This is a genomic window from Halomonas sp. MMH1-48 (assembly GCF_022348105.1).
In the GTDB taxonomy this organism is placed as follows: Bacteria; Pseudomonadota; Gammaproteobacteria; order Pseudomonadales; family Halomonadaceae; genus Vreelandella; species Vreelandella piezotolerans.
Genome location: NZ_JAKRFL010000013.1, coordinates 68649 through 92199, shown reverse-complemented (window position 1 = coordinate 92199; position 23551 = coordinate 68649). Strand labels below are relative to the sequence as shown.

22 protein-coding genes and 1 rRNA gene are annotated in these 23551 nt (G+C 55.2%); 17 read left to right on the top strand and 6 right to left on the bottom strand.

Translation table 11 applies throughout. The annotated features are described in order from the left end of the window. Window positions 1-4 precede the first annotated feature (4 nt). Window positions 5-120, top strand: a 5S ribosomal RNA gene (rrf, locus tag MHM37_RS12530). A gap of 273 nt (window positions 121-393) precedes the next feature. Here the strand turns inward: rrf and guaD are convergent. The 4 genes from guaD to xdhA are packed head-to-tail and all read right to left on the bottom strand — an operon-like array spanning window position 394 to window position 6430. Then, window positions 394-1704: a guanine deaminase gene (guaD, locus tag MHM37_RS12525; protein ID WP_239296883.1), complete on the bottom strand. Its 1311-nt coding sequence runs from the start codon at window positions 1702-1704 to the stop codon at window positions 394-396. A gap of 1 nt (window position 1705) precedes the next feature. Beyond that, the gene (xdhC, locus tag MHM37_RS12520; RefSeq protein WP_153844008.1) at window positions 1706-2575 is read right to left on the bottom strand and encodes a xanthine dehydrogenase accessory protein XdhC; all 870 of its coding nucleotides are present in this window, start codon (window positions 2573-2575) and stop codon (window positions 1706-1708) included. Beyond that, window positions 2572-4995, bottom strand: coding sequence for a xanthine dehydrogenase molybdopterin binding subunit (xdhB, locus tag MHM37_RS12515; RefSeq protein WP_239296885.1), 2424 nt, complete (start codon window positions 4993-4995; stop codon window positions 2572-2574). Before xdhB ends, xdhC begins: the two co-directional genes overlap by 4 nt. Beyond that, window positions 4979-6430: a xanthine dehydrogenase small subunit gene (gene xdhA, locus MHM37_RS12510; RefSeq protein ID WP_153844009.1), complete on the bottom strand. Its 1452-nt coding sequence runs from the start codon at window positions 6428-6430 to the stop codon at window positions 4979-4981. Before xdhA ends, xdhB begins: the two co-directional genes overlap by 17 nt. A 201-nt stretch (window positions 6431-6631) precedes the next feature. Here xdhA and MHM37_RS12505 point away from each other — a divergent pair, with 201 nt between their 5' ends. Further along, entirely contained in the window at window positions 6632-7282 is a 651-nt protein-coding gene (locus MHM37_RS12505) for a TetR family transcriptional regulator C-terminal domain-containing protein (RefSeq protein WP_139528542.1), read from the top strand. A gap of 3 nt (window positions 7283-7285) precedes the next feature. After that, window positions 7286-9730, top strand: coding sequence for an ATP-dependent helicase HrpB (hrpB, locus tag MHM37_RS12500; RefSeq protein ID WP_139528541.1), 2445 nt, complete (start codon window positions 7286-7288; stop codon window positions 9728-9730). Between the two features lie 14 nt (window positions 9731-9744). Here the strand turns inward: hrpB and MHM37_RS12495 are convergent, their stop codons facing one another. After that, a complete protein-coding gene (locus MHM37_RS12495; protein ID WP_139528540.1) occupies window positions 9745-9969 on the bottom strand; it encodes a hypothetical protein in 225 nt (74 codons plus the stop codon). Window positions 9970-10208: 239 nt separating this feature from the next. On the opposite strand from MHM37_RS12495, the gene MHM37_RS12490 reads away from it, so the two are divergent. The 5 genes from MHM37_RS12490 to MHM37_RS12470 all read left to right on the top strand — a co-directional run bounded on the left by MHM37_RS12490 (window position 10209) and on the right by MHM37_RS12470 (window position 14803). Then, window positions 10209-10382 carry a DUF2970 domain-containing protein gene (locus tag MHM37_RS12490; protein WP_139528539.1) on the top strand — a complete coding sequence of 58 codons (174 nt, stop codon included), beginning with the start codon at window positions 10209-10211 and terminating at the stop codon, window positions 10380-10382. Between the two features lie 125 nt (window positions 10383-10507). Next, window positions 10508-11623: a cytochrome c oxidase subunit II gene (coxB, locus tag MHM37_RS12485; RefSeq protein ID WP_153844010.1), complete on the top strand. Its 1116-nt coding sequence runs from the start codon at window positions 10508-10510 to the stop codon at window positions 11621-11623. A gap of 54 nt (window positions 11624-11677) precedes the next feature. Continuing rightward, window positions 11678-13327, top strand: coding sequence for a cytochrome c oxidase subunit I (ctaD, locus tag MHM37_RS12480; protein ID WP_239296886.1), 1650 nt, complete (start codon window positions 11678-11680; stop codon window positions 13325-13327). 34 nt (window positions 13328-13361) lie between these two features. Then, the gene (locus MHM37_RS12475) at window positions 13362-13946 is read left to right on the top strand and encodes a cytochrome c oxidase assembly protein (protein WP_153844011.1); all 585 of its coding nucleotides are present in this window, start codon (window positions 13362-13364) and stop codon (window positions 13944-13946) included. Next, window positions 13943-14803, top strand: a complete 861-nt coding sequence (locus tag MHM37_RS12470) for a cytochrome c oxidase subunit 3 (protein WP_139528536.1) — start codon at window positions 13943-13945, stop codon at window positions 14801-14803. Before MHM37_RS12475 ends, MHM37_RS12470 begins: the two co-directional genes overlap by 4 nt. Window positions 14804-14807: 4 nt before the next feature. Here MHM37_RS12470 and MHM37_RS12465 read toward each other — a convergent pair whose 3' ends face one another. Further along, the gene (locus tag MHM37_RS12465) at window positions 14808-14999 is read right to left on the bottom strand and encodes a DUF2909 family protein (protein ID WP_139528549.1); all 192 of its coding nucleotides are present in this window, start codon (window positions 14997-14999) and stop codon (window positions 14808-14810) included. On the opposite strand from MHM37_RS12465, the gene MHM37_RS12460 reads away from it, so the two are divergent. From MHM37_RS12460 to pheS, 9 genes are all read left to right on the top strand, one after another. Further along, window positions 14998-15705, top strand: a complete 708-nt coding sequence (locus MHM37_RS12460) for an SURF1 family protein (protein ID WP_139528535.1) — start codon at window positions 14998-15000, stop codon at window positions 15703-15705. The two genes, MHM37_RS12465 and MHM37_RS12460, sit on opposite strands and share 2 nt — an antisense overlap. Before the next feature lie 544 nt (window positions 15706-16249). Beyond that, a complete protein-coding gene (locus MHM37_RS12455; RefSeq protein ID WP_139528534.1) occupies window positions 16250-17302 on the top strand; it encodes a COX15/CtaA family protein in 1053 nt (350 codons plus the stop codon). Window positions 17303-17411: 109 nt separating this feature from the next. Continuing rightward, a complete protein-coding gene (locus MHM37_RS12450) occupies window positions 17412-17879 on the top strand; it encodes a DUF2489 domain-containing protein (protein ID WP_153844012.1) in 468 nt (155 codons plus the stop codon). A 246-nt stretch (window positions 17880-18125) separates the two neighbouring features. Beyond that, a complete protein-coding gene (locus MHM37_RS12445; RefSeq protein ID WP_139528532.1) occupies window positions 18126-18995 on the top strand; it encodes an OmpA family protein in 870 nt (289 codons plus the stop codon). Between the two features lie 213 nt (window positions 18996-19208). Further along, window positions 19209-21131 (top strand): threonine--tRNA ligase, encoded by a 1923-nt coding sequence (thrS, locus tag MHM37_RS12440; RefSeq protein WP_153844013.1) that lies wholly within the window; start codon window positions 19209-19211, stop codon window positions 21129-21131. Between the two features lie 12 nt (window positions 21132-21143). Further along, window positions 21144-21683: a translation initiation factor IF-3 gene (gene infC / locus MHM37_RS12435; protein ID WP_139528530.1), complete on the top strand. Its 540-nt coding sequence runs from the start codon at window positions 21144-21146 to the stop codon at window positions 21681-21683. Window positions 21684-21764: 81 nt separating this feature from the next. Continuing rightward, complete coding sequence (gene rpmI, locus MHM37_RS12430) at window positions 21765-21959, top strand: 50S ribosomal protein L35 (protein ID WP_009724291.1); 195 nt, start codon at window positions 21765-21767, stop codon at window positions 21957-21959. Window positions 21960-22016: 57 nt separating this feature from the next. Beyond that, entirely contained in the window at window positions 22017-22370 is a 354-nt protein-coding gene (gene rplT / locus MHM37_RS12425) for a 50S ribosomal protein L20 (RefSeq protein WP_009097607.1), read from the top strand. A gap of 156 nt (window positions 22371-22526) precedes the next feature. Then, entirely contained in the window at window positions 22527-23546 is a 1020-nt protein-coding gene (gene pheS, locus MHM37_RS12420; protein WP_139528529.1) for a phenylalanine--tRNA ligase subunit alpha, read from the top strand. The last annotated feature ends 5 nt before the right edge of the window (window positions 23547-23551 follow it).

Sequence of the window (23551 nt, the reverse complement as noted above, 5' to 3'; positions counted from 1 at the left end):
TACGCCTGACGACCATAGCACGCGTGAACCACCTGATCCCATGCCGAACTCAGAAGTGAAACCGCTTAGCGCCGATGGTAGTGTGGGGTCTCCCCATGCGAGAGTAGGTCATCGTCAGGCACTTATTAAGAAACCCCGGCCATCTGGTCGGGGTTTTGCTTTTTAGGGGTCTCCCCCTGAAGAGTAGCGGAGCGCCGCCCGGGTCATCGTCAGGCACTTATATCGCAAAGAACCCAGCCAAACGGCTGGGTTTTTTGTTGCGCGCTCGAGAAGCCCCGTACACACCGTGTGCGGGGCTTTTTGCCGTTTGGGCCATAACCGGTCTGCGCTGCCGTGGAAGTGACAAAAGCCGCTGATGAGAAGCGGCTTGTCTAGCGAGCGTCAATTTCGCAATCAATCCCGGCGATGCTGGCAAACGCCGCCTGCCCAGGTTTCATAGATGGCGCGATCATCGGCCAGCATCATGAGGGCGAAGAGGCGCTCGCCCAGCGTGGTGCAGTGCTGAATGCGGCGCTCAAGAAGCGACGTGGCATGTGGGTCGATGACGACGAAATCGGCTTCGTAGGAGGGGGCAAGTTGTCCAATGTGATGATCCAGTGACAGCGCTTTGGCGTTACCGTGGGTCAAGCCGTAAAAACCTTGCCATGCCGTCAGTGGCTGGCCGCGAAGTTGGCCCACCTGGTAAGCGCTTTTCAACGTTCCGAAACCCGAAAGATCGGTACCGGCACCAATGTCGCTGGCGTAGGTAAAGGACATACCTGTTTCTTTTGCAGCGTCTCGATCGAAAAGTCCGCTACCCAGAAATAGATTAGAGCTTGGGCAGAACGCAATGTTGGCGCCTCGCTCGGCTAGACGTTGACGCATGCCGTTGTCGAGATGAATACCGTGAGCAAAGGTGCTGCGAGGGCCTACGAGGCCAGCGTCCTCGTACACCGCTAGGTAATCTCGACTGCCTGGGAAAAGTTCGGCCACCCAGTCGAGTTCGCCGCTATTTTCGGCAAGGTGTGTTTGCAGCCATAGCGATGGGTCGTTGCGTAGCAGGGCACCCGCCGCATCCATTTGAGTCTTCGTCGACGTGGGCGCAAAGCGAGGCGTTACGCTGTAGCCTAGCCGCTGTTGGCCGTGCCAATCCTCGATCAAACGCTCCGTATCGGCAATGCCCGTTGCACCGTCCATTAATGCGTCGGGTGCATTGCGATCCATCAAGACTTTTCCAACGAGCATGCGTAACTGGCGCTTCTGGCAAGCACTAAAGAAGGCATCGACCGATCCTGGATGGCTAGAACCGAACACTTGAGCCGTCGTCGTGCCGGCTCTTAGCATCTCGTCTAGAAAGGCATTGGACAGCGCTTGTGCATGGGCATGGTTGGCAAAGCGGCACTCCTCAGGAAAGGTATAGTCATTCAGCCAGTCCAAAAGCTGGCGGCCATACGACGCCATGATATCGAGCTGAACATAGTGTACGTGGGTGTCGATAAAACCGGGCAGGATCAATTTGCCGCGATAGTCGAGGATCTGGCTGTGCAGCGGAAGTTGATCGACGAGATCGGCGTAGTGGCCAATCGCCTGGATATGGCCCTCTCGAAGCCACAGGACACCATCGTTGTAATGCTCGAGGCTGCCAGGTGTCGGCAGGTCATCGTCCCCTGGGTCACGAGCAAAGCTCACCAGCTCTGCACGAATCAACGTATCGGTAGAAGTCATATTAGCTCGAGGATGTCGCCGTATCGTTAAATAGAGAGCGCAGAACAGCGGGCTCAAGCCCGCGTGTTTGTCGATCAATGGGTTTGTCAGTTAGTGATAAAAGCTCGGTGACGACGGTCATGGCAATCGCATAGGGCGTTTTGTTGCTAAGTTTGTTGCCGTGGATCGCGCCAATAGGGCAGCGTACGCGCTGAATCTCGTTGGGTTGAAAGCCATCACGCGATAAGCGTCGTTGAAAGCTTACCCATTTACTGTCTGAACCGATTAGCCCAATGGTGGTTATGTCCGGGCGTTTGAGTAGTGCTGCAATCAGGGCGTAATCTTCATCGTGGCTGTGAGTCATCACAAGAGCGTGGCATGCGGCAGGGAGGGCCATGATGCAAGAAGTCACGTTTTGCAATAGATGACAGCTCAATCGCGGCTGTTCGTCTGCGCAGTTGCGGAAACTGTCGCTGCGGCTATCGTACCAATCGATATGCCAAGGAAGAGGGGCGCTCAGTTTGACGATTTCATGGCCGACATGACCAGCGCCAAATAGCGCGAGGCGTGGGGAAGCGCCTGGGAATACCTCGAGTAGCACGTTGACGAAGCCACCGCAGCACTGACCGCTGCGACCGCCTAGGGAAAAGGCCTCGAGATGAAACCCAGCGTCTCCTTGTCGCAGTAAACCTCTGGCAGCGCTAATGGTTTGCCACTCGAAGGTGCCACCCCCCAGCGTGTCGAAAAGAGCATCATCGGTAATCACCATGCGAGCTCCCGGCTCGCGGGGGGTCGAACCTGCACACGTCACTTGGGTCGCGAGGACATGCGGCGTACCGCTTTGCTGTAAACGATGAAGCGCAGCATGCCAAGTGTCAGGGGGCGTGGTCATAACGCTTTTTTCCTAATCGCATGGGCTGCAAACATGACTCTTTCCGGCGTGGCGGGGGTGTCTAAATGAGGGGATGTACGATAGTCCGTCAGGCTCGACAGTGCGTCTCTTAGCGCCGACCACACGCAAATACCCAGCATGAAAGGGGGTTCGCCCACGGCTTTGGAGCGGTATAGGCTTGCCATGGAGTTAGGGTGCCCCTCCATGAGCTCGACATTGAAGACGCGGGGTAGGTCACCGTAAGTAGGGATTTTATAGGTCGCCGGTCCGTCGCTCATCAGCACACCTTTATCGCTCCATTTGAGCTCTTCGCTGGTCAACCAGCCCATTCCCTGAATGAAGCCTCCTTCGATTTGGCCGATATCGATGGCTGGGTTGAGTGAGTTGCCGACATCGTGGAGGATGTCCACTCGGTCGACGAGATATTCACCGCTTAGAGTGTCGACACTCACTTCGGCGACCGCTGCTCCAAAGGCATAGTAGTAGAAGGGACGACCTTGCCCCGTCGCTCGGTTGTAGTGAATCAAAGGGGTTGCATAGAAGCCTTTTTCCGACAGCGAGACGCGGTTCAAATATGCCGTTTGGATGAGCTCTCCCCACGGGATGCGCCGTTCGCTCTCTCCGCTGCCTGCGACCAGCATGCCATTTTCCAGTCGCATGCCCTCGCGATCTAGCCCCTCCTCGAAATGTCCAGCGGCAAAATCGAACAGCCGCTCACGAAGTTTACCGGCGGCATCTCTGGCCGCCATGCCGTTGAGATCGGCACCGCTAGAGGCGGCGGTGGGCGACGTGTTGGGGACTTTGTCAGTGCGCGTTGCGCTGATGCGGACGCTGTCTAGATCCAGTCCTAGTTCACGGGCAACCACCTGGCAAATTTTCGTGTGCAGCCCCTGGCCCATTTCCGTACCGCCATGGTTGATCATGATGCTGCCGTCGGTATAAACATGGAGCAGAGCACCCGCCTGATTGAGGTGCTGAGCGGTGAATGAAATCCCGAATTTAACCGGCGTCAGCGCTAGCCCTTTTTTGATGACGGGGCTTGTCGCGTTGAAGTCACGTACCTGTTGGCGTCGCGACCAGTAATCGCTACTGGCTTCCAGCGTATCGACGAGCGTATGCAGCAGTTGCTTTTGATCCACCTGCTGACCGTAATGCGTTGTGTCTCGACCCTCGCGATAGAAATTGCGCTTACGAATGGTGAGCGGGTCTTCGCCGACGTGACGGGCAATGTCATCCATCGCCGCTTCAATGATCATCATGCCCTGTGGACCACCAAAGCCACGGAAGGCGGTATTGGACGCCGTGTGGGTTTTGGCACGGTGGCCGGTAACGCGGGCATCACCCAGTGAGTAAGCGTTGTCCGCGTGGAACATGGCACGATCCACGATAGCGTCCGAGAGGTCAGGTGAGTAGCCGCAGTCGCCGATGACGGTGATATCGCCACCTTGAATCACGCCGCGAGCGTCGATCGCCAATCGGTATCGATTATGAAAAGGATGGCGCTTGCCCGTGATTCGCATATCGACACTTCGTGGTAGACGCAGCCGCGTAGCTCTGCCCGTACGGCGCGCAATGATCGCAGCGATGCATGCCCAGGGCGATGCTTGCGTCTCTTTGCCCCCAAACCCGCCGCCCATGCGGCGTACCTCCACCGTCACTGCATGGAAAGGGATACCTAGCACCTCGGCAACCAGCTTTTGCGTTTCGCTGGGGTGCTGGTTCGAGGTATGCACCATGACGCCTTCGTCCTCGGTGGGGATCACCACACAGGCCTGGCCCTCGAGATAAAAGTGCTCCTGTCCTCCGATGAACAGGTCGCCGTCGACCACCTGCTCGGCACCTTCTAGTGTTGCTTCCCAGTCCCCACATTCTTGTACGTGGGTAGGGCGAACGACCTCTTGCCGTTCGGAGGAGGCGACTGGATCGAGACTGGCTGGCTGCTCATCGAACTGCATCGAGGCCAATGTGACTGCTTGACGAGCGGCCTGATGAGACGTCGCCGCTACGGCAAAAAGACACTGTCCGGCATAGCTGATGTCGTGATCAACGAAAATCGGGTCGCCGGGAAACACGGGGCCAATGTCGGTATGGCCAGGAACATCGTGAAAGGTAATCACATCGACCACGCCAGGCGCCTGACGTACAGCGTCCAGCTCCAACGATACGAGCTTGCCGTGAGCGATGGGCGATAGTCCCAGCGCTATATGGAGCGCATCCTGGGGCGTCTTGAGATCGTCAATGTAGGTCGCTTTGCCGGTCACATGTTTTTCGGCACTCTCGTGAAAGCTGGAGGCACCGGCTTGCCGCTGCCCGTGACTGTCGACCGTATGGCGGGCCAGTGGACCAGAGCCCTGGATGTGATCGCGTAATTCGCGACGAGCACGGCGACTATCGCCATCGAGCTTAGTGAGCGTACGCATCGAGCATCACCTCCTGTGTCGGTGCCGAGAGCGAGAGATAAAGCCGCTCCATGAGGTTAGCAGCGGCTTGCTGTCGATAGTGTCGACCGCCGCGTACGTCGCTCATCGGCTGAAAGTCATCGGCGAGTGCTTGCTGAGCAGCTTGGAAGGACTCTTGCGATACGGGGGTGTTCGTCAAAGCGGCTTCTGCTTGCAAGGCGCGCTTGGGTACGGCAGCCATGCCGCCAAAGGCGACGCGCACATCGCTCAAAACACCGTCACTCAGGCGATAGTGAAAGGCGCCTAACACGGCCGAAATATCGTCCTCACGGCGTTTAGAGAGTTTCCACACTTTCAGGTCGCAACCTTCGGCCAAGCGAGGGAGGAATATTCGGCTAATGATTTCATCGTCAGCGAGCGCCGTTTTTTTATAGTCCAAGAAGAAATCGCTCAGAGGGAGTAGGCGGCGACCGCCCTGATGGACAAGCTCTATCGAGGCGTTCAGCGCTAACAGCACCGGTGGTGTATCGCCAATGGGCGAGGCATTGGCGATATTGCCGCCTAGCGTGCCTCGATTGCGCACCTGTTGAGAACCAAGTCGCTGTAGCAGATGAGCAAACGCCGGGAAGTGCGCTTCGAATAGCGGCTCTAACTGGGAATAGGTAACGCCTGCGCCTATCCACCAACCGGGCTGCTCTGCCAGTGTGGCTTCCTCGATGTGGTGAAGCGATTCGACGCGTGTGACATCGATTAATTGATTCAGCGTAGCAAGTCGCTGAGTGTTTTCGAGCCATAGATCGGTAGCGCCTGCGACCAAGCGCGCCGAGGGATAACGGCGGCGAAGAGCGGTCAGCTCTTTAAGCGTGGTGGGCTGCGCAAAGAAGCGGGAGACGGTCTCTTCCAGGCAGGTGGGCGTCAGTGCTGACGGACATGGCTGAGTGGCGTCGAACCACTGCGGCGTCTGCCACTCGTAGGACGACATGCTGAGGGCAGCATCCCGAATAGGGCGATAACCGGTGCAGCGACATAGGTTGCCCCCCAACGAGGCTTCCAGTCGCTCCGGACTTAAAGGCGCCGGTCGCTGGTGTTGTTGGGCGTGAAGTGTGAAGAGTGACATGACAATACCAGGCGTACAGAAGCCACATTGACTTCCATGGCACTCGACCATCGCGCGTTGCGCCGGGTGAAGCTGTCCATTGACCGATAAGCCTTCTACCGTCACTAGGTGCTGACCCTGTAATTGATGGGCAGGTGTAATACAGGAATTGAGACTGGCAAACTCAGAGGCTGTAGGGCCTTTCATCGCCACGGTGCAGGCGCCGCAGTCTCCCGAAGCGCAACCCTCTTTCGTACCCGTCATGCCCAAATGATCGCGCAACAACGTTAGAATGCTGGTGTCAGGGGGCACCTGACACTGGGTCGGGGTGCCATTGAGCAAAAACTCAATTGTCGCCATGCCAAACTCCGTTATGATTGTTCTGACCGATTGGTCAATATCGTTGAGCTTGGGACAAAACGGCGCACCTTGCAAGACTTTGTTAAACACGATGTGTCACGCACTTTTAAAGTGCATTTTACTGAAAGTGCACGGTAATGTGGCGTGCTGCCCAGTACCGCTGACCCGTTCGCTAGCGAGCGATCATAAGGAGCCTACTGAATGTCGGTCGATACCGCGAATCCAGAAAACGCCAGCAGAGAACGTATCGAACAGACCATCTTGAGCGCGGCTGAACAGGTGTTTTCGCAGCATGGTTATCGGGGGGCGAGTCTTCAAGCGATTGCCGATCTTGCCGGGCTGCCCAAAGCTAACGTTCTCTATTACATGGGGAGCAAGCAAGCACTCTATGTACGTCTATTGAACCGAATGATGACGCGATGGAACGCGGTGCTAGAAGATATCCATGAAGACAGCGATCCTGCCCAAGTACTCCGCGACTTCATACGCACCAAAATGGCGCTGGGGCAGCGCTATCCAGAGGGGTCAAAACTGTTCGCAGCGGAAATTCTGGCGGGGGCACCGTTTTTGAAGGAGTACCTCTCCGGTGAGCTCAAAGCGTGGGTCGCTTCCCGTGCCGCCATCATGCGCGCGTGGTCGCGGCAGGGCAAGATGGATGATGTGGACCCACGCTGGCTGATTTTTTTGATTTGGTCAGCCACCCAGCACTACACGGAATACAGTGCTCAGGTATCCGGTATTCTTGGCGAGGAATCCCTTGGCGAGGCGGATCTGTTGTCCATTTGCCAATTCTTGGAGCACGTCATTCTCAAGGGGTGCGGTATTGCACCCTCTGACGCGCTGACCCAATGACCCATGAGTACATCGCTTCCTATTGAGCAGCATCTGAATCAAATTCGTTCCGTGCTGGCGAGCCAAAACCGTCTGATACTCGTAGCGCAGCCAGGAGCCGGTAAAACCACGCGCGTACCGCTAACGCTGCTGTCGTGTGCGTGGGCGCAGGGGCAGAAACTGCTACTGCTGGAGCCGCGTCGGGTTGCCGCCAAACTCGCCGCCACCTTCATGGCGGCCCAGCTCAATGAGCAAGTGGGTGAGACCGTTGGGTATCGGATGCGGGGCGACAGCCAAACTGGCCGTAAAACCCGGCTGGAGGTGGTCACGCAGGGCGTGCTTATTCGTATGCTGCAGGATGACCCGTTATTAGAGGGCGTAGCGGGAATCATTTTTGACGAGTTTCACGAGCGAAGCCTTGAGGCAGATTTAGGCCTCGCTCTGGCGCTCGATGTGCAAGAGAGCGTGCGTGACGACCTGCGTCTATTGGTAATGTCGGCCACCTTGGATGTGACAGCGCTCAAGCGAGTGTTAGGGAGTGATATAGCGGTCATCGAAAGCGAGGGGCGAGCCTTCCCCGTCGAGACCCACTATCGACCGCCGTTGGGGGAAGCTTCGCTGAGCGACACCGCGCTGCGAGTGCTTCATGAGGCCCTGATACGTCCAGAGAGCCAAGACGTTCTGATAATCTTACCCGGCGTAGCCGACATCGCTCAACTCGTTGACGCCGTGGAAGAGAGCCCTCTGGATGTCGAGGTGCACCCGCTGCATGGAAGGTTGCCTTTGGAGTTACAGCAGGCGGCCATGCGGCCACGTGCAGAGCGTCGGCGGGTGATCGTCTCGACCGCGATTGCCGAGTCCAGTGTGACGATCGACGGTGTCAACGTCGTGATCGATGCAGGATTCGAGCGGGTGCCTCTGTTCAATCCTAGTACGGGGCTGACCAAACTAACCACCCGTCGTGTCAACAAGGCGAGTGCCGATCAGCGTCGTGGGCGTGCCGGTCGCCAGCAGCCGGGCGTCTGCTATCGGCTTTGGGCTGCGGAACAGCCCCTGGTGGGCTATGCGGAACCGGAGATACTTCAGGCCGATTTATCCAACCTCGTGCTAGAAACCGCCCTATGGGGTGTCCATGAACCCAGAGCTTTGTCGTGGGTCACATCGCCTCCTGAGGGGGCGCTGAGATCGGCTCAGGCGCTTCTGGATCAGCTTCGCTTACGAGCGCCAGGCGGGGGATTGACGCAGCTCGGTCGGCAGAGTGCGGCGCTAGCCTTGGAGCCGCGTTTAGCCGCCATGCTAGTGGGGGCGAAAGCTTTGCAGGCGATACCTCTGGCCTGTGCACTGGCAGCATTGATGGAGGGTCGAGAGCGGGTGCAAGGATCGCTGCGTGATGCGCTGACCCAGCGATTGCAAAAGCCTTCTGCTTTTTCGCAATGGCATCAGCAGACCCAGCGCCTAGCGAGGTCGATGGACGTCTCCATGCCTCGTGTCGTTGATCTAGGGGCGCTCAGCGCTCTGCTGTGTTTGGCATACCCAGACCGTGTCGCCCAGCGCATCGGCATTGGGCGCTTCAAACTGGCGAATGGCAAAACGGCAACGCTGCCTGAGCGTCATCCATTTGCCCAACACGACTGGCTAGTGGCGGTAGCGATCGAGAGTGCAACCAGTGAAGCCCGCATTTACGTCGCAGAACCCATCACGATAACCACTTTGGTCCAGCTCTATCCTGATACCGGACGTTGGGAAGAATGCGTGGGCTGGTCGGAGGAGCAGGGTAAGCTGGTCGGCGAGGCCGTACAGCGGCACGGCGAGCTGGTGTTAGCCGTTCGTCCGTTGCCCCAGCTGTCGGCAGAGGCGATGGAAAAAGCGCTCCTAGAGGCGCTCAAGCAACGCCCGCAGCTAGTGATAACGGAGGACGTTCGCCAATTGCAGGGGCGAATGGCGTTGCTCTCACGACTATGGCCGGAGCAGTGGCCCGATTGGTCGGAGGCGGTGCTAATGGGGACGTTGGAGACGTGGCTGGCGCCCTATGTCGCGGGGTTGACGCGCATGGCGCAGGTCGAAAGGTTGCCATTTCATAGCTGCCTCATGAATACACTGGCGTGGGAGCAACAGCAGCAATTGGAGCGCTTGGTGCCAAGCGTGATCACGGCGCCGAGCGGTCGCGCCATCAACGTGGATTACGCGCCGTGCCAAGTGGAGCAGGCGCCAGTATTGGCATTGAAGCTACAAGAGGCTTTTGGTTGGCAATCAACGCCTACCGTCGTCGATGGGCGTGTATCGATAATACTTCATTTGCTGTCGCCTGCGCGGCGCCCGCTTCAAGTGACTCAAGATTTAAAGAGCTTTTGGATCAATGGTTACCCTGAGGTACGCAAAGAGATGCGGGGTCGCTATCCCAAACACCCGTGGCCAGAAGATCCGCTAACGGCTCAAGCCACGGCGTCTACCAAACGACGGCACGAATGAGGGGCTAGGCAGATTCAGTCGTTATCGTCACTGTCTGCGTTAGGGAGTTCTCCCGGTTTACGATAGCGAACGCCGTCAGCACGAGGCTCTTCGTACCGGCGATTCTCATCTTCAGCGACGACGCCCAATACGGTTTCCTGAGAGCCGTCTGGCCATGTGTAAGTCGTGCATCCAGTGAGCAAGAGAGAGGAAAGCATGACGATGCAGACGCGCTGTGCGACGCCACGATGCTTGGGCATAGAAGACTCCATTGACAGTCCATTGCGGTAGCGACAAATGTTCGACAAGTGTGAATGGACCCAGGTTTTGCCGCAAGCTTATTCATAGCAAAGTGCTGCTGTTATGACTGATCATGCGTGGCTGCTTGAATTTCGAGCCGCAGCAAGATGCTCAAAATTGCCTATCATCAACGGTAGGCGGGTGCTCTAACACAGCGGCCGAACGCAATGTGACATGCCTGAGCAATGAGGGAGTAGCTATGTGGTCAGTCATCAAGTCGGTGCTGGCAGCGCTGATCGGCGTTCAGAATGACCGTCAACGGCAGCACGATTTTTCGAATGGCAAGCCTGCTGCGTTCATTTTCACGGCGATCGTCGTCACGTTGTTGTTCGTTCTGGTGCTAGCGAGCATAGCAATGTTTGCCGCGGGGTGAATCGTTGAGAAACATCACGCTTGCAGTGCGTGACGAATGCCATTTGTTTTCTATACTCACAAGACATCACTTCATCCTGACCTAATAAACGGGATGGCGAGAACAACAATAAAAAGGAGGCTGCTATGCACCTACCGTGGCGATGGCTTCTCACCATGACCAGTGTCGCAAGTATCTCCCAGGCCCAGGCCAGCAGCTGGAACATGCCGGTCGGTGTCACCGATATTAGCCGCGATATTTTTGGCCTTCACATGACCATTTTTTGGGTGTGTGTGGTGATTGGCGTGATCGTTTTCGGTGTGATGTTTTACTCCTTGTTTCGCTATCGCCATGCCAAGGGCGCCAAAGCGGCAAGTTTTCATGAACATACCTCCGTAGAAGTGCTATGGACGGCCATCCCGATTTTGATATTGGTGGGTATGGCAGTGCCAGCAACGGCGACACTGAAGAACATGTATGATGCTTCCGAAGCCGACCTGGATATCATGATTACGGGGCAGCAGTGGCGCTGGCGCTACGAATATTTAGGTGAAGATATTGCATTCACCTCCAACCTTAGTACCAGTCGCGAGCAAATCCGTGGAGAGGCCGAGCGAGACGAGCATTACCTGCTTGATGTAGACGAGCCTCTCGTGCTTCCTATCAATCGTAAAGTCCGCTTTTTGATGACATCCGATGATGTCATCCACTCCTGGTGGGTGCCGGCGCTGGCCGTCAAACAGGATACGATCCCAGGCTTTATCAACGAAAACTGGGTGCAGATCAACGAGCCTGGCATATACCGCGGCCAGTGTGCCGAGCTATGTGGGGTGAATCATGGCTTCATGCCCATCGTGGTTCATGCCATGGAGGAAGCGGAGTACGAGACGTGGCTCGAAGAGCGTAAAGCGGCAGCCGAGCAGGAAGCCATGGGTATCGATCGTGAATGGGCACTCGATGAGTTGATGGTACGTGGCGAAACCGTTTATCAATCGATATGTTCCTCTTGCCATCAAAGTGAAGGTCAAGGGGCGCCTCCTGCCTTCCCGGCGCTGGCGGGCAACGATCAGCTGATCGACGACCAGGACTGGCATTTAGACCGAGTCATTAACGGTGTGTCGGGGGCGGCCATGCCCGCTTTTCGAAGTACGCTCAATCCAGTAGAGATAGCCGCTGTAGTCACGTTCACGCGGAATGCTTGGGGAAATGATACGGGGGATGCTGTTCAGCCTGCGACAGTGGCCGAACGTATTGCGCAATAAGTGAAGCGTTAAACACCATCTTCCAATACAACGATAAAGTACGCGGAGAGACTCATGGCGCCGAAACTTCCTCCACACAACCCCCTGCAACACAGTTCAACGGCCGTCGCGGGTGGTCAGTCGCATGAAGGCCATGCGCATCATACTCCGCCGAAAGGCCTATTAAGGTGGTTGCTGACTACCAATCATAAAGAGATTGGGTCGCTTTATCTGATTTTCTCGCTGACGATGTTTTTCGTGGGTGGCATTTTTGCGCTGGTGGTGAGAGCCGAGCTGTTTCAACCGGGATTGCAGCTGGTAGAGCCTGAGTTTTTCAATCAAATGACCACCATGCACGGTTTGATCATGGTGTTTGCAGCCGTGATGCCCGCTTTTACCGGATTGGCCAACTGGATGATACCGCTACAAATTGGCGCGCCCGACATGGCGCTTCCACGGCTCAATAACTTCAGCTTTTGGCTCTTGCCCGTTGCCTTTGCGCTGCTGCTTTCCACGTTATTGATGCCAGGCGGTGGCCCTAATTTCGGTTGGACGTTTTATGCTCCCTTATCGACGACTTATGCGCCTGCGTCCACGACGTTTTTTATTCTATCGCTGCATATCGCGGGGATTAGTTCGATTTTAGGTGCGATCAACATCATCGCGACGATTCTCAATATGCGAGCCCCTGGCATGCGCATGATGGACATGCCGCTGTTCGTTTGGACATGGCTGATAACCGCTTTTCTGCTAATTGCGGTGATGCCGGTGTTGGCAGGGGTCATTACCATGATGTTGATGGACATCAATTTCGGTACCAGTTTCTTCGATGCCGCGGGCGGAGGAGACCCCGTACTATTTCAACATTTGTTCTGGTTCTTCGGACACCCCGAAGTCTACATCATGATATTACCAGCGTTTGGTATCGTGTCGGCCATCATTCCAACGTTTGCGCGTAAACCACTGTTTGGGTATGCCTCGATGGTGTACGCCACCGCAGCCATCGCCCTGCTATCTTTTTTAGTATGGGCGCATCATATGTTCATCGTAGGTCTACCGCTGACCGCTGAGCTGTTTTTCATGTACTCCACGATGCTCATTGCCGTGCCTACTGGGGTCAAGGTGTTTAACTGGGTGACCACGTTGTTTCGTGGCTCGATCAGTTTTGAACCACCTATGCTGTTTGCGCTGGCATTCGTCGTCCTGTTTACCATTGGCGGTTTTTCAGGACTGATGCTGGCCATTGCGCCAGCGGATTTTCAGTACCACGACACCTATTTTGTGGTTGCCCATTTTCATTACGTCCTCGTGCCTGGCGCTATTTTTGCCATCATGGCAGGCGTTTATTACTGGTTGCCAAAATGGACGGGCCACTATCCCAATGAGCGGTTGGCGCAATGCCATTTCTGGTGCTCCATCATTGGCGTCAACCTGACGTTTTTCCCCATGCACTTTGCCGGTTTGGCCGGTATGCCCAGACGTATTCCCGATTACGCCTTGCAGTTTGCAGATTTCAACTTGCTATCGAGCATCGGAGCGTTTTTCTTTGGGGCCTCTCAGCTACTGTTCGTCTTGGTTATCGTGCTGTGCGTTCGAGGAGGGCAAAAAGCACCCGCGAAAGCTTGGGAGGGCGCGGTGGATCTAGAATGGAGCGTGCCAAGTCCTGCTCCGCTGCATACATTTGAAACGCCACCTGTCTTTCACCGTGCTCAAACCCACGAATAAGCGGTGAGCGCTGCATTAGATCGAGGGGATTAACATGGGCATAGATCGAGCTCAAAGAGACGGTGTGAATAAGACGGTCATTCGCAGCGTTGCCGCCCTGCTTGGGATGTTCGCTTTTGCCTTTGCGTTAGTGCCCCTTTACGACGTGTTCTGCAAAGTGACGGGATTGAATGGCAAGGTCGATACGACTGCTCAGGCCATTGTTCATGAGGAGGTCGATCAGACGCGTTTCGTCATGGTTCAATTCATTACCCGCGGCAGTGCAGGCTTACCCTGGCAAATGAGTGTCGCAACGCGGCAAATGCGCGTTCATCCCGGGCAAACGGCAGAGGTAGATTTTACTTTCACCAACAACAGTGCCATAGAAAGCTGGGGGCGGGCGGTGCCTAGTGTGTCTCCCTCCAGTGCCACGACGCATTTACGCAAGGTCAGCTGTTTCTGTTTTCAAGAGCAGCAGTTGCAGGGAGAGGAGCGACTCACGATTCCTCTGGTATTTCAGTTAGCGAAAGACTTACCCGAAGAGATCAATACGATCACGTTGGTATACACCCTTTATCCGGTACAGCGGACGCCGCTGCAAACGGCCTATAATAATCACTTGGCGGGGGATAACACATGAGCAGCGGCAGCTACTACGTTCCTGCTACCAGTCGGTGGCCCATTTTAGGTTCATTGGCCCTGGGTGCCTTGATGTTAGGGATCGGCATCCAATTGGTATACGACACGGGAGCGCCTCTGCTTGTCATTGGGTTAGTAGGGGTCGTCAGCGTCATGGGGCTATGGTTTCGGGATGTGATCCATGAGTCGATGGGCGGTCTCTACGATGCGCAAATGGACCGGTCATTTCGATGGGGCATGGGCTGGTTCATCTTCTCAGAAGTCATGTTTTTCGCCGCCTTTTTTGGCGCTTTGTTCTATATCAGAACGTTCACGTTGCCCTGGCTAGGAGGAGAAGGCGCCAAGGGTGTTTCGGCCTTGCTCTGGCCTGATTTCGTACCCCAATGGCCACTTCTCAACCCACCTGATACCTCCGTGTCAGGGCCTACCAGTGTGCTTAGTCCCTGGCAGCTTCCTCTAGTCAATACGCTGATACTCGTTACGTCCAGTATCACGCTGACCGTTGCGCATGAGGCGCTCAAGCTGGGTGAGCGACAAACGTGTCGTAATTGGTTAGCAGGGACAGTATTGCTAGGTCTCTGCTTCATCGTCATTCAAGGGGTCGAGTATTACGAGGCCTACCATCACTATGGGATTACCCTGGAGGCGGGGATTTTTGGCGCTACTTTCTTCATTTTGACCGGGTTTCATGGCCTTCACGTAATCATTGGTACGCTCATCTTGGCCAGCATGCTAATTAGGATCATCAAAGGGCATTTTGCTAATGACCACCACTTTGGCTTCGAAGCATCCTGCTGGTATTGGCACTTCGTCGATGTGGTGTGGGTTGGCCTCTTCATCTTTGTCTATGTGTTTTAGTGCGTTACCCAAGCTCGCCAGATAAAAAGCCAATAAGTAGCAGCGCGATGAGTAGGCAGGTGAGAGCGATACGCCATTTTAACGATATGAGTAGACGCCTTGAGGTGCTGTCATCTCGTAGCAAAAAGCCTGCTCCTGCGGCAAGACTGGCGACGATTCCAATAAACACGACGGCAATGAGTAGTTTTAAAAACATGATCAAGCCCTCTCGTTATCCAGTGAGATTCTATGCCTGGTATTTGTTTTGGTCTGTCGTGGTGACGCTTGGCATTCTGTTGGGACTATGGCAGTGGGAGCGGGCCGATGACAAGCGCGATTTACTGGCCAGCAGGGCCGCGGCTCCGTCAATGATCGAGCCCGTCGATACACCATCAGACGGGGCGCAAGTATATCTTCGAGGCAGGTATCTGCCGCAACACACGCTCTATCTGGATAATCGTATGGCCTCTGGACGCTTAGGCGTGGCGGTGCTGACGCCGCTGAGAGACATGAATGGTCAACTGTGGTTGGTTCAACGCGGTTTTTTGGAGACGGGGTTTAGTAGAGACGCGCCTCATGTGTCGACTCCCGAAGGCGTCATCGACGTGTCGGGCGAGTGGCAGAAAGCGCAAGCACAAGGCCCCCTTTATGGGGCTAACCAGGAGGGCGTACGCCTTCAGCAGCTAAGTCTCGCGCCTTGGGAAGGGGCTTTGGGCGAATTCAGCCATCATGGCTGGCTGCATGCAGAGCAAGGGGACGGTGTGTTAACGCCATGGTGGGAGGCAAGCGTTATGCCAGCAAGCCGTCATGTTGGCTATGCTGTTCAGTGGTGGGCCTTGGCATTGACGGCTTTCGTCATCATGCTGTTTGGCGGACATCGCCTAGCGGCTGATCGTCGCGAGCATTATGAAAGAGGACGTTAATATGCAGTCTCACCGTCCAGTACGTTATCCCAGAATCAAGCTGCTATGTTTGTTCGTGATCTTTGCTGCGCCGATCGTCACTGCCTGGGGGATGTTAACGTGGCAAGTCGGTATTCCGCAGGCGCATACGGCTCATGGACAAGTCATCCTAGATGTTCCCCCATTGCGACAGTGGCCGCTGGCGGTGAGTGCCCCCTCTTCAGAACGGTGGACCCTGGTATTTGACTGCAGTAGCCAATGCGAAGAAAAGCAGGACGCACTTTGGCGCCTACACCGTGCCTTAGGGCGTGAGGCGCCGCGACTGCAGCGGTTGAGGATTGGTGGGGAGACCACTGCACTGCCAGGCGAGGTGGTGACAAAATGGCAACATTCTCCTTCTTGGGGGGGTGAAAACCGCATGTGGTTGTTCGATCCGATGGGCAGGCCAGCGCTCTCTTTTAGTGACGAAACGGCTACGGCCGACATCCTGGATGACATACGTCACCTGTTTAAAGTCAATCCAATATAGCCTTTGCTCGGCTAGTTTTAGCCGTAAGGAAGCTCGATGCATAGCTACTCACAGCGCCTTGACTGGCTTGTAAGGTTGACGTTAGCAGGTACGTTACTGACTACCTGTGTGATATTGGTAGGTGCGTGGACCCGTTTGGTCGACGCAGGATTAGGCTGCCCTGACTGGCCTGGTTGTTATGGCAAACTCATTGTTCCCGATAGTGATCATGCGGCGCTTCGACATCCTGATGCTCCTTTAGAGCCCTTCAAAGCCTGGGTAGAGATGGCTCACCGCTATGTAGCCAGTTTATTGGGCTTGATTGTGCTCACCATCGTGGCAATGGGGTGGTCACTGCGCAAACGTCCAGAATATCCATGGCGACTTAGCTTGGCGTTACTGATCGTTATTCTCGTTCAGGGCGCGTTTGGTGCGTTTACCGTTACTCTTAAGTTGTGGCCACAGGTTGTCACGCTGCATTTGCTCGGAGGATTGAGTGTTTTGATGCTGTTTTTCTGGCTGCATCTTCGGTTGCGCAGGGCGTGGCGCAACAAAGGTGGTGCAGCCAGGGCTGGCAATCTTCTCTGGTACGTAGCGGGAGCCGCGCTGGTGCTTCAGCTGGCGCTGGGAGGCTGGGTCACTAGTAACTATGCGGGTATTGCTTGCCAAGGGTTTCCGACCTGCAACACGCAGTGGTGGCCAGCCATGGACCTCAGTGAAGGGTTTCATCTAACGCAAACGGTGGGGCCTAGTTACTTGCACGGGCAGCTCCATGCCGATGCGCGCACGGCGATCCATATGGTTCATCGATTGGGCGCTCTTTTATTAGGAGGGCTATTGTTACTGCTTTGGTGGCGTTATCGGGGCCTACAGCCGGTGAGTAATGCCTTGGTGGGTGTGCTCATCGCTTATGGCCTCCAGGTAGGGCTGGGGATTGCGAATGTCTTGTTGTGGCTGCCTTTATGGCTGGCCTTACTACACACCGCTGGCGCCGTAGGACTTGCCTTGAGCCTTGGGTGGGCTTGGTGGTGTTGGCGATATCGTACCGGTGTTCAAGTGGTGGCGTCTTCTTTGTCCCAGGCGGACAAGCTGCATTCACGTTTTAGCTAACCGCGACACTGCCCTTACGACGGCGTGCAAACGACGAATTGGGTTGGTCTACTGATGCTAATTGGGTGTACAATTCTCGTTAAGCTATTTTATACGTTTCAGGGGCTTTATGAGTTCAACGGTTGCACTTTTACTGTTCGTTGTCGCTGTGCTAATCATCGCCGGGTTGGTCGTCTACGCCCATAAATTGCGAAGCGAAGTGAAGCGCCGTGAAGCGTTTAGACTGGAAGAAGAGCGGCGTGCTCAGCAAAACAGCCTAGAAAATCTGGACTACGTGGTGAGCGCTCTCGTCCAAGAGCAAGTCGACATCACCGAGGGTTCCTGGCGCTGTAAAGTGCTGCTTGAAATCGTCGATCCAAGTCTTTCTGAACGACCTGAGTTTCAGGCGTTCGCCGAGGTTTATAACCGTACGCGTCATCTTAAGACGCACTCTGCGCGCAAACAGTTGACCCCACGGGAAAGAATGCAAGAGGACAAGGAAAGGCTAGCTGTGGAAGATGAGATGCGCCCTGCGGTGCTCGCAGCCGCCGCAGAGGTAATTAAATGGCGCGCTAAAGGCCCTTCCGCTCTTCATTAAAAATTTTTAATGCCATCGATGTGAGCTTTGCTATGCTGGTAAGGTCGGTATTGGCAAGAAGTTGATATCTCGGCATTGTTGCCTTCTAACGCTGAAACGTTAATGATAGGCACCACGTTCAGTTTCACGGGCAGGGGAACCCCGTCCTGGATCAGAACAGCGAAAAATGGATGCTCTCGCCATAAGAAGCATTGGATAGATTTGGTCTCTAGACCATGTCAGCATTGGATCAAGAAGGAGTCTTGCATGAAAAAATCAACGACTGGCTTGCTAATCGGTTCTGCTTTAGTCGTCGGCCTGTCAGGTTGCGCTAGCTCAGCCTCTCAGTCTTCTGGCCAAGCAGGCGCCAACAGCGGCCAAAGCTGGTACCAGCACCCCGCGGTTTGTGGTTTGGCGGGCAGCATCATCGGCGGTAGCATTGGCTATGCCACCAGCAGCAGCTCAGATGAAGATGCGGGTGCCGCAACCGGTGCAGCGGCAGGTGCAGCTATCGGTGGTCTGCTGTGTGCAGATCGTACACCTGAGCCGGTAGCACCTCAGTGCCCGAGCTACGGCGAAGTGCCTGCGGGTGTTGCCGTTGATGCCGAAGGCTGCCCGCTGGATTCCGACGGTGACGGCGTGCCTGATTACCGCGACCAGTGCCCGGGCACCCCGGCTGGTGTAGCAGTCAATGCCAACGGCTGCCCGCTGGATTCTGATAACGACGGCGTTCCGGACTATCGCGACCAGTGCCCGGATACTCCGGCGGGTGTAGAAGTCAACGCGCTGGGTTGCCCGGATAGCGTGGTACTTCGCGAAGTTAACTTTGAGTTTGATTCCGCTCAGTTGACTGCAAATGCACAGAACGTCCTGAACGGCGTAGCTGAGCGTCTGGTCAACAACCCAGACGTTCGTGTGAGCATCGAAGGCCACACCGACTCTCGTGGTTCTGACCAGTACAACAAGGACCTGTCTCAGCGTCGTGCTGAGTCCGTTGCAACCTATCTGAACCAGCGCGGCGTGGAAGCTAACCGTATGCGTGCTGTAGGCTACGGTGAAGAGCGTCCCGTGGCAACCAACGATACCGAAGAGGGTCGTTTCCAGAACCGCCGTGTAGAACTGGACGAGTGGAACTAATCCACACGACAGTATCGTGAAAAGGCTGCCTCGACCTGAGCGTCGATGACACCCTTTGACACAGAACGGGAGGCGTATGCCTCCCGTTTTATTTTACGGCGTCACAAAGTCTGATAGGCTTGGCGGCCCTAAAAGCCCCATGAAGACCCTAACCCATTGATAGCGAAATGTGATCCCTGGTATGGATCACCACTGCGCTCAAGGAATACCTGAATGCCCATAGTGACACTGCCTGACGGCAGCCAAAGAACGTTCGAAGCGCCCCTCTCTATCATGCAACTGGCAGAGTCCATTGGCCCTGGTTTGGCCAAGGCCTGTGTGGCGGGCAAAATAGATGGTGTGCTGGTAGATGCTGCCGATATCATCGAGCAGGATGCCGATGTTTCTATCATTACTGCCCGGGATGAAGAAGGTCTAGAGATTATCCGCCACTCCTGTGCTCACTTGATTGGGCACGCGGTTAAGCAGCTTTATCCCGACGCCAAAATGGCCATTGGTCCGGTCATTGATGATGGCTTTTACTACGACGTCGATTTTGGTAAATCGATAACGCCTGATGATATGGACGCTATCGAGAAGCGGATGCAGGCGCTGATCGACCATGAATATGACGTCATTCGTGAGTACGTCGATCGCGATCAAGCGATGACTACGTTCGAAAAACGTAATGAGACTTACAAGCAGGAGATCATTCGCGACATCCCTGAAGGCGCGGCGATTCGGCTGTACCATCATGAAGAGTACACGGACATGTGTCGTGGACCGCACGTGCCCAACACGCGTCATTTGAAGGCCTTCAAATTGACCAAGTTGGCCGGTGCGTACTGGCGCGGTGACTCCTCCAACCCCATGCTGACGCGTATCTATGGGACTGCGTGGGGGGATAAAAAACAGTTAAAGGCGTACCTTAAACGCCTGGAAGAGGCCGAAAAACGCGATCACCGCAAGCTGGCGCGGCGGCTCGATCTTTTCCACATGCAGGAAGAGGCGCCTGGGATGGTGTTCTGGCATCCCAAGGGCTGGGCGCTTTGGCAGCAGGTCGAGCAGTACATGCGCGGCGTTTACAAAGAGGGTGGCTATCAAGAGATTCGCTGTCCGCAAGTGATGGATGTGTCGCTGTGGAAAAAGTCAGGCCACTGGGACAACTATGCCGATGGCATGTTCTTTACCGAGTCGGAAAAGCGCGAATACGCGCTCAAGCCGATGAACTGCCCGGGGCACGTGCAGGTATTCAACTCAGGACTGCGTAGCTACCGTGAGCTACCAGTTCGCTTTGGTGAGTTTGGTGGCTGCCATCGTAACGAGCCTTCAGGCGCCTTGCACGGCATCATGCGCGTACGTGCTTTTACTCAAGACGACGGCCATGTCTTCTGTACCGCAGAGCAGGTCGAGCCGGAAGTAACGAGCTTTCATCGCCAAGCACTAAAGGTGTATCAAGACTTCGGTTTTGAAGATATCGCAATCAAAATCGCGCTGCGTCCGGAAAAGCGTATTGGTAGTGACGAAGTGTGGGATCGCGCTGAAGACGCCCTTCGCGGTGCGCTAAAAGCCTGCGGCGTTGATTGGCAGGAACTTCCCGGCGAAGGCGCGTTCTATGGCCCGAAGATTGAGTATCACATGAAGGATTGCTTGGGTCGCGAATGGCAGGTCGGCACCATGCAGGTGGACTTCATGATGCCCGAGCGCCTTGGTGCACAATATGTAACCGAAGAGGGCGAGCGCAAGGCGCCGGTCATGCTTCACCGGGCGATCGTCGGCTCCATGGAGCGCTTCATCGGCATCCTGATTGAACATTATGCAGGTGCTATGCCATTATGGTTGGCACCAGAGCAAGTGGTCATCATGAATATTACCGATTCACAGCGCGAATATGCGCTGAAATTGGAGAAACGCTTGCAAAAAAGCGGTCTTCGCGTCAAAGCAGACTTGAGGAACGAGAAGATCGGCTTTAAAATCCGTGAGCATACGTTACAGAAAATTCCCTATCTCCTTGTGGTCGGAGATAAGGAAGTCGAAGCTGACTCAGTGGCCGTGCGAACTCGCAGCGGCGAAAACCTCGGAACTTTGACCGTCGATGACTTCATCGAACGTATCAATGCCGAGCGAGCAGCCCTGGCGACATCGTCAATTGCCTAAGGAGACAGAGCAATCAAGCGAAGCAACCAGCGCGGGCGTCCACAAGATAAACGCCCACCAATGAACGAGCGAATTACCGAAGAAGAAGTACGTTTAATCGATGCCGAAGGCGAGCAGTTGGGCGTTGTGCCCACCACTGAGGCTCTTGAACGTGCGGAAGCTGCCGGTTTAGATCTCGTGCAAATTTCGAATGCCGATCCGATCGTTTGCAAGATCATGGATTATGGCAAATTCGTTTTTGAGACCAAAAAGCAAAAAGCGGCTCAAAAGAAGAAGCAAAAGCAAATCCAGGTCAAGGAAGTCAAATTCCGTCCTGGCACCGACGAAGGCGATTATCAGGTGAAGCTCAAAAACCTGACCCGTTTCTTGGAAGGTGGTGACAAGGGTAAGGTCACATTGCGCTTCCGCGGTCGTGAAATGGCGCACCAAGACATCGGTCGTAAGCTGATGGAACGGATTGCGTCAGACCTGGAAGAGATCGGAGCGGTGGAGTCTTTCCCGAAAATGGAAGGCCGCCAAATGATCATGATCCTTGCCCCGAAAAAGAAGTGATCCAACGGCGAAGTCAACGGGCTAGCGCTTAGGCGCTAGTCGGCCCTGGGTTTTCTAAAAAATATCGAGCGGAGTTTTCTCATGCCGAAAATCAAAAGCAACAGCGGCGCTGCCAAGCGCTTCAAAAAGACTGCGAATGGCTTCAAACACAAACAGTCTTTCCGTAGCCACATCTTGACCAAGAAGTCGACCAAGCGTAAGCGTCAGCTGCGTGGCATGAAGCAGATTCATGCTTCCGACAAAGCGTTGATTCAGCGCATGCTGCCGAACCTGTAAGGTCGAGTTTTCTTATCTGAGTGCCTCTAGCCTCAGTCATAAAGTCAGGAGTGTGTTATGACCCGTGTTAAGCGTGGCGTAGTTGCCCGTCGTCGCCATAAAAAAGTTCTGAAGCAGGCCAAAGGTTACTATGGTGCACGTTCGCGTGTTTTCCGTGTAGCCAAACAGGCTGTTATCAAAGCCGGCCAGTATGCGTACCGTGACCGCCGCAACCGCAAGCGCCAATTCCGCGCGCTGTGGATTCAGCGTATCAACGCTGGTGCGCGCATCAACGGCATGTCTTACAGCCGCTTTGTTGGCGGTCTGAAGAAAGCCGGTATTGAAATCGACCGTAAAGTATTGGCCGACCTGGCAGTACACGAAAAAGCAGCTTTTGCTGCTATCGTGGAAAAAGCCAAGGCTGCCCAATAAGGCTATTTGCACTGGTTTAATGCCCGTGTGAAATGCCCAAGGTCATTTCAGTGTGACCCATGCAGGGGAAGAGCAGCCGCTCTTCCCCTGTTTTTTGTCACCTTCAACATGCCAGCCATCCTCGGGGATGGGACCGCTTAATTCGGAGTAAATTGGATGGATCACCTTCCTACTCTGGTGTCAGAGGCCCGCGATGCTATTCAAGCTGCGCAGAGCGTCTCAGCGCTAGATGAGTTGCGCGTACGTTACTTAGGTAAAAAAGGCGAAGTCACCGCCTTACTAAAAGGCTTGGGCAAGCTGTCACCAGAAGAGCGCCCTGCGGCTGGCGAGCAAATCAACCAAGCCAAGCAAGCGTTGTCGAGTGACATTGACGCTAAGCGTGAGCAGCTGGAGAGCGAGGCACTCAATGCTCGCCTAGCGGCTGAGCGCATCGACGTCACGTTGCCTGGGAGAGGGCAGGAGAGCGGTGGACTGCACCCAGTAACGCGTACGTTGGAGCGTATCGAGGGGTTATTCACTCGCATTGGTTTTGATGTGGCCGTGGGGCCAGAGATCGAAGACGACTACCACAATTTCGAAGCGCTCAATATTCCGGCTCACCACCCGGCTAGGGGGATGGCGGATACCTTCTATTTCGACGCGACGCGTTTGCTACGCACCCACACGTCTCCCGTACAGGTTCGTACGATGAAGAGCAGTGAGCCGCCTATTCGCATCGTGTGTCCAGGTCGCGTGTATCGTAGCGATTCGGATTTGACGCATACGCCCATGTTTCACCAAGTCGAAGGGCTGTTGGTAGATGAGGGCATCAGTTTCGCTGACTTGAAAGGAACGATCGAAGACTTCTTGCAAGCATTCTTCGAGCGCGACGACCTTTCGGTTCGTTTCCGGCCCTCATACTTTCCATTCACTGAGCCCTCTGCCGAGGTGGATATTCAGTGCGTGATGTGTAGTGGTAACGGTTGTCGCGTTTGCTCCCATAGTGGCTGGTTAGAGGTGATGGGGTGCGGCATGGTGCATCCGGAGGTGTTCAGACACTCTGGTATCGACGCCGAGCGCTATACGGGCTTTGCCTTTGGGATGGGTGCCGAGCGTTTGGCCATGCTGCGCTATGGCGTCAATGATTTGCGCTTGTTTTTCGAAAACGATCTGCGCTTCCTTCGTCAATTCACCTAAAGACT

Coding starts and splice junctions, on each gene's coding strand:
- MHM37_RS12450 (WP_153844012.1), top strand. CDS start 17,412: ATGAGTTCAACGGTTGCACTTTTACTGTTCGTTGTCGCTGTGCTAATC.
- pheS (WP_139528529.1), top strand. CDS start 22,527: ATGGATCACCTTCCTACTCTGGTGTCAGAGGCCCGCGATGCTATTCAA.
- hrpB (WP_139528541.1), top strand. CDS start 7,286: ATGAGTACATCGCTTCCTATTGAGCAGCATCTGAATCAAATTCGTTCC.
- MHM37_RS12455 (WP_139528534.1), top strand. CDS start 16,250: ATGCATAGCTACTCACAGCGCCTTGACTGGCTTGTAAGGTTGACGTTA.
- xdhB (WP_239296885.1), bottom strand. CDS start 4,995: ATGCGTACGCTCACTAAGCTCGATGGCGATAGTCGCCGTGCTCGTCGC.
- MHM37_RS12505 (WP_139528542.1), top strand. CDS start 6,632: ATGTCGGTCGATACCGCGAATCCAGAAAACGCCAGCAGAGAACGTATC.
- MHM37_RS12490 (WP_139528539.1), top strand. CDS start 10,209: ATGTGGTCAGTCATCAAGTCGGTGCTGGCAGCGCTGATCGGCGTTCAG.
- MHM37_RS12460 (WP_139528535.1), top strand. CDS start 14,998: ATGATCAAGCCCTCTCGTTATCCAGTGAGATTCTATGCCTGGTATTTG.
- rplT (WP_009097607.1), top strand. CDS start 22,017: ATGACCCGTGTTAAGCGTGGCGTAGTTGCCCGTCGTCGCCATAAAAAA.
- MHM37_RS12465 (WP_139528549.1), bottom strand. CDS start 14,999: ATGTTTTTAAAACTACTCATTGCCGTCGTGTTTATTGGAATCGTCGCC.
- ctaD (WP_239296886.1), top strand. CDS start 11,678: ATGGCGCCGAAACTTCCTCCACACAACCCCCTGCAACACAGTTCAACG.
- MHM37_RS12495 (WP_139528540.1), bottom strand. CDS start 9,969: ATGCCCAAGCATCGTGGCGTCGCACAGCGCGTCTGCATCGTCATGCTT.
- MHM37_RS12445 (WP_139528532.1), top strand. CDS start 18,126: ATGAAAAAATCAACGACTGGCTTGCTAATCGGTTCTGCTTTAGTCGTC.
- thrS (WP_153844013.1), top strand. CDS start 19,209: ATGCCCATAGTGACACTGCCTGACGGCAGCCAAAGAACGTTCGAAGCG.
- rpmI (WP_009724291.1), top strand. CDS start 21,765: ATGCCGAAAATCAAAAGCAACAGCGGCGCTGCCAAGCGCTTCAAAAAG.
- MHM37_RS12475 (WP_153844011.1), top strand. CDS start 13,362: ATGGGCATAGATCGAGCTCAAAGAGACGGTGTGAATAAGACGGTCATT.
- guaD (WP_239296883.1), bottom strand. CDS start 1,704: ATGACTTCTACCGATACGTTGATTCGTGCAGAGCTGGTGAGCTTTGCT.
- xdhA (WP_153844009.1), bottom strand. CDS start 6,430: ATGGCGACAATTGAGTTTTTGCTCAATGGCACCCCGACCCAGTGTCAG.
- xdhC (WP_153844008.1), bottom strand. CDS start 2,575: ATGACCACGCCCCCTGACACTTGGCATGCTGCGCTTCATCGTTTACAG.
- coxB (WP_153844010.1), top strand. CDS start 10,508: ATGCACCTACCGTGGCGATGGCTTCTCACCATGACCAGTGTCGCAAGT.
- MHM37_RS12470 (WP_139528536.1), top strand. CDS start 13,943: ATGAGCAGCGGCAGCTACTACGTTCCTGCTACCAGTCGGTGGCCCATT.